Genomic DNA, 265 nt, shown 5'->3' with positions numbered 1-265 from the left:
AGGCGCGGGATATTGCTGCGGGTGGCAACCGGATGATGGCAACGGTAAATGCGTCGATGCAGGCAATTGTTGCCCGTTCATCAGAGATGCGCGGGATCATCTCACTGATTGACAGCATCGCGTTTCAGACCAATATTCTGGCGTTAAATGCGGCGATTGAAGCTGCGCATGCTGGTGAACAAGGGCGTGGATTTGCGGTTGTTGCAAAAGAAGTTGGGTTGTTGGCGAGAAAAAGCAGTCAGTCCACGCAGAATATTCAGGCGCT

The 265-nt window shown here is 52.5% G+C and carries 1 protein-coding gene; it reads left to right on the top strand.

The window, feature by feature from the left end; genetic code table 11:
- Positions 1-265: methyl-accepting chemotaxis protein (locus FDX22_RS30435; protein ID WP_255432884.1), on the top strand; the 265-nt coding region annotated here is incomplete at both ends.

The sequence above is a fragment of the Citrobacter sp. TBCS-14 genome (assembly GCF_005280805.1).
GTDB classification, from domain to species: Bacteria; Pseudomonadota; Gammaproteobacteria; order Enterobacterales; family Enterobacteriaceae; genus Citrobacter; species Citrobacter gillenii.
This window is presented reverse-complemented; position numbering and strand designations above follow the sequence as displayed.